The 4,497-nt window shown below is 68.3% G+C and carries 5 protein-coding genes; 1 reads left to right on the forward strand and 4 read right to left on the reverse strand.

Annotation, left to right across the window (positions count from 1 at the left end):
• The first annotated feature begins 662 nt into the window (after nt 1-662).
• Entirely contained in the window at nt 663-827 is a 165-nt protein-coding gene (locus tag FNH05_RS38465; protein WP_186382857.1) for a hypothetical protein, read from the forward strand.
• 252 nt (nt 828-1,079) lie between these two features.
• Here the strand turns inward: FNH05_RS38465 and FNH05_RS39585 are convergent, their stop codons facing one another.
• From FNH05_RS39585 to FNH05_RS33080, 4 genes are all read right to left on the reverse strand, one after another.
• Nucleotides 1,080-1,433 carry a proton-conducting transporter transmembrane domain-containing protein gene (locus FNH05_RS39585; protein WP_342781644.1) on the reverse strand — a complete coding sequence of 118 codons (354 nt, stop codon included), beginning with the start codon at nt 1,431-1,433 and terminating at the stop codon, nt 1,080-1,082.
• Nucleotides 1,434-1,602: 169 nt separating this feature from the next.
• Nucleotides 1,603-2,895 carry an ArsB/NhaD family transporter gene (locus tag FNH05_RS33070; RefSeq protein ID WP_144592785.1) on the reverse strand — a complete coding sequence of 431 codons (1,293 nt, stop codon included), beginning with the start codon at nt 2,893-2,895 and terminating at the stop codon, nt 1,603-1,605.
• Between the two features lie 40 nt (nt 2,896-2,935).
• Entirely contained in the window at nt 2,936-3,382 is a 447-nt protein-coding gene (locus FNH05_RS33075) for a CBS domain-containing protein (RefSeq protein WP_144592786.1), read from the reverse strand.
• 23 nt (nt 3,383-3,405) lie between these two features.
• The coding region (locus tag FNH05_RS33080; RefSeq protein ID WP_144592787.1) for a cation:proton antiporter at nt 3,406-4,497 on the reverse strand (1,092 nt) is incomplete at its 5' end.

Genomic DNA, 4,497 nt, shown 5'->3' on the forward strand with positions numbered 1-4,497 from the left:
GGTTGATCATGGTCGGTGGGTTTGCGGTCGCAGCGCGAGCGGCAGCGGAGTAGCTCCGTGTAGAGGCTCTCCAGCATTCGGGCGCGGAGGTACACCCGCTTACTCGTGACGGGATCGAGCCCGGCGTAGAGGCGCACTCGTAGTGCGACACCGCGTCTTCGATGTTGCCGCGCTTGCGGTCTGCGCCTCGTTGTCAGCCATGACGTGGGCGCTACGCGGACACTCATGCCCCCGCACATGCCCAAAGGGGCAGTGAGTAGATCTTGAAGTGAGCGAAACCGCAGGTCAGGCGCTGTGCCCCCGGTGCGATTCCAGCAGCTATCACACCACTCGTTTTGCCTGATGGGTTGCTGATTCGCGCTGATGTGCCGTTGGAGATGGAGCGGCGGTCGAGGCGGGGTGCCCGATGATGGGGGAGTGGTGGCTACGAACGCAGCCGGCGGCCGACATGCGCAGGTTTGAACTGTCGGCAGGATTCGAACCGTGGAATGAAATTGTCTCGATGAAATTTATTGGTGCTACTCTGAGATGTGAGTGTGCGCTTCGCTGATGAGGAAGCCAGCGGCATTAACTGCTCCCGTGCAATCGAGCGAGGCTGAAGCGTACTCCTTGTCCAGGCGATCCGTACCGCGGCGAGGACACTGGCGGAGGCCGGGGCACCGGTGCTTTTCGGCTACCTGTCCGACAGGGTGTTCACCGGCCCCGACGGCCTGGCCTACACGTTCCTCATTTGCCTTGTCTCGCTCGTGCTGGCCGGTGCGGGTGCACTCGTGGCGGCGCGGACCTATCCGCACGACGTCGCCGCGGTCCTGGCCTCCCGCCGGTGAACCTGACCGGCTCGTCAGCTGCCGGTGAGCGGGCCGGTGACCAGGGCGATTCCGGCGCCGGAGCCCAGGCCGAGGGCGAGCGAGCCGATCGCGGCGAGGTAGGCGGTCCACCGGCTCCATCTGCCTGCGGGTTCGAAGGCTCGCGGTGAGGTGGGGGCGCGCAGTAGTGCCGGGGCGATCCAGCGCAGGTAGTAGAACAGGCTCGCGACGGTGTTGACCGCGGCGACGACGACCAGCCAGCCCAGTCCCGCATCACCGGCCGCGCTGAACAGGGTCAGTTTGCCGATGAAGATCGCGGTGGGGTGGTGTGCCGACGAAACCGAGCAGCGCCACCAGCAGGCTCGCGCCCAGGCCCGGGTGCCTGCGTACGAACCCGGAGAAGTCGTTCAGCGTGCGTGCGGCGGGCAGTTCCGCCAGCACGGCGAAAGCACCCAGGTTGGTCACCGCGTAGGCGGCGAGGAAGAACAGCAGGGCCTGCTGCGCCAGTGGGGTGCGGCCCGCGACGGCCACCGCCATCAGCGCGTATCCGACCTGACTGATCGTCGAATAACCGAGCAGCCTGCGGGGCGAGTCCTGGAAGAACGCCGCGAGGTTCCAATCACTCAGCGATGCTGGGAAGCGCTCACCGAAGGTGTCGCTTGTGGGCTGTCCGCAGGCCGAGTGTGATCAGCAGGAACGTGGCGATCAGTGCGAGGGTCGGCAGCAGGTGGGTCATGTGTGGCGCCACTCCGTCGTGTGCTCGTGTCGAGGGTGACGGTACCGCGGTCATGGCCTTCTAGGACAGCAGGAAGTAGCGCAGCCACAGGTACGGGGCGGCGAGCAGGACGGTGAGGGCGGTGACGATCGCCCCTTTCCTGGTGAACTCCCAGAACGAGATCGGGAAGCCTTCGCGTCGGGCGATGCCGAGCATGACGACGTTGGCGCTGGCGCCGACGGCGGTGAGATTGCCGCCGAAGTCCGCGCCCAGGGCCAGCGACCACCACAGCGCCTCGGCGTGGGCGGGATTGCCGATGTCGCGCACCAGATCCGCGACGAGCGGGCTCATGGTGGCGACGTAGGGGATGTTGTCGATCACTCCGGACAGCAGCGCCGAGACGCCGAGGATGAGCATCACCGCGACCAGGGCGTTGCCGCCGGTGGCGTTCGCCGCGAGCCTGGCCAGATCGGCGATGACCCCGGTGTGCACCAGGGCCCCGATCATGACGAACAGGCCGGCGAAGAACAGCAGCGTTTCCCATTCGACCCCCGCCAGGTAGTCCTTCGGCTGGGTGCGGGAGAGCAGCACCAGCACCCCGGCCCCCAGCAGCGCGACCACGGAGGGGGCGAGGTGGAACACCGAGTGCCCGATGAACCCGGCGAACACCGCCGCCAGCACCACGGCGCACTGGATCAGCAGCCGGGTGTCGCGGATCGCCTCCCGTTCGTTCAGCGCCATCACGTCCGCGACCCGCCGTGGATCAACGGAGAAGGAGCCGCGGAACACCCAGGGGAGGACGACGACGAGCGCTACGAGTTCGATCGCCACGATCGGCGCCATGTTCACCAGGAAGTCGTTGAACGTCAGGCCCGCGCGGCTGCCGATGATGATGTTCGGCGGGTCACCGATCAGCGTCGCGGTGCCGCCGATGTTGGAGGCGAGTACCTCGGCGATCAGGAACGGCACGGGGCTGATCCCGAGCCGGTCGCACACCAGCAGCGTGACTGGGGCGATCAGCAGCACGGTGGTGACGTTGTCCAGGAATGCCGAGGCGATCGCGGTGATCAGCACCAGCAGGATCATCACGCGCATCGGGGAGCCCTTGGCGCGTTTGGCCGCCCAGATCGCGGTGTACTCGAACACACCGGTGCGGCGCAGCACCCCGACGATGATCATCATTCCCAGCAGCAGGAAGATGACGTCCCAGTCGATTCCGGTGTCGCGGGAGTAGAAGACCTCGTCCGAGCCGACCACGCCGAGCGCGAGCACGAGCCCGGCCCCGGCCAGCGCGGCCGCCGTCTTCGGGACGCGTTCGGTGGCGATCAGCAGATAGGCCACCACGAACACGGTGATCGCGGCGATGGTGCTCACCGCGCGGCCCCGCTCCGCGAGCCCGGTGTGCGCGGTGTGATCAGCGCGGGGCCAGCGCCAGTTCCAGCAGCCGGGACGCGGTGATCACCCCGACCAGGTCGCGGTCGGCCACCACCGCGGCCAGCGGGCAGCGCAAGCGAGCCATCACCGCCGCGACCTCGACGATGGTGTCGTCGGCGTTCACCGTCGGTAGCTCGGTCCTCTCCTCGGGCAGCAGGGCCTTGACGGTCTTGCCGGCCAGCTTGTCGGCGACCCTGTCGGCCATCGACTCCGACAGCACCCCGGCCAGGGAAGGATCGTCCTGCACATAGCGTGGCACGAGGAACCGCACCACCTGCGAGGCGGGCAGGATCGAGCACGGGCAGCCGGAGGCGTCGGTGACCACGATGCCGGGCAGCCGCCGCTCGGCCAGCAGCCGCACCGCCTCCAGCGCATCCGAATCCACTCCGACGACCGGGAACTCCTCGGCCATCTCCGACGCATGCATAACGCGAGACTACGACGAACCGATCAGTCATGCCCCCGCTCCCCACTCGACTTGTCGCGTTCTTGACCGGAGGCGGAGGCGTTGTCACGCTCGGGCGTGCCGGTGGGCAGGTTGTCGGGTGGTTCGACCCGCAGGGCGCGCGCCACCGGCACGTCCGTGGAGGAGTGCAGCACGATCGACAGCGCGATCGTGACCGCGACCAGGTCGAACACCATCTCGGCGCCGGGGATGCCGGATTGCAGTGCCAGCAGCCCGTATACGACCGAGGCGAACCCCTTCGGCCCGAACCACGCAGCGGTCGCCCGCTCACGTCTCGACAGCGGCGTCCCCACCAGTGACAGCACCATCGACGCCGGGCGCACCAGCACGATCGCCACCACTGCCAGCGCCCAGCCCCCGACCGTGAGGTGCGCGAGGCGTTCGGGCGTGATCAGCGCCCCGAACACCAGCAGCGCCGCGAACTTGGTGATCTCCGAGACCAGATCGCCGAACGGCTCGAAACGCTCGGCGGCCACCCGGTCCAGCGTCGCCAGCGTCGACCCGGCGGCGAACGCGGCAAGATACGGGTTCGCCCCGGTCAGGTGACAGGCGGCATACAGCAGCACCGCGATCGCCACCGGTCCCAGCGCCTGCAACCGCGGCTCGGCGGTCAGCAGCCGCGTCCGCCACGCCAGCGTCACCAGGGCCGGTATGACGATCCCCAACGCCAGGCCCGCGACCAGTTCGATCGCCACGATGCCTAGATGTGACCGTTCGTGCGCGGCCGTCGCCAGGAAGATCAGTACGAACGGCAGCGCCAGGCCGTCGTTGAGCCCGGATTCGACGTTGAGCAGCCGGCGCAGCCGCAACGGCACATCCGGGCGGCCCACGATCGCCGAGGCGAACACCGGATCCGTGGGCGAGAGAATCGCGCCCACCAGCAACGCGGTCGGCCAGTCCAGGCCCACCAGGAAATGCGCGGGCACGGCGACCCCGGCCATCGCCAACGGCATGCCCAGTCCGAGCGCGCGGCCCGAGAGCCGCCAACTCTCCCGCAACGCCGGCAGGCTCGCCCGCTGCCCGTCGGTGAACAACACCGTGAACAACGCGATGTCCGCCAGTGAGCTCACCAGGGG

Origin of the sequence: Amycolatopsis rhizosphaerae, from assembly GCF_007713715.1 — a bacterium.
GTDB classification, from domain to species: Bacteria; Actinomycetota; Actinomycetes; order Mycobacteriales; family Pseudonocardiaceae; genus Amycolatopsis_E; species Amycolatopsis_E rhizosphaerae.

Bases quoted from the DNA above. Each gene is read 5' to 3' on its own strand.
- FNH05_RS33075 (WP_144592786.1), bottom strand. From the start codon at position 3,382: ATGCATGCGTCGGAGATGGCCGAGGAGTTCCCGGTCGTCGGAGTGGAT.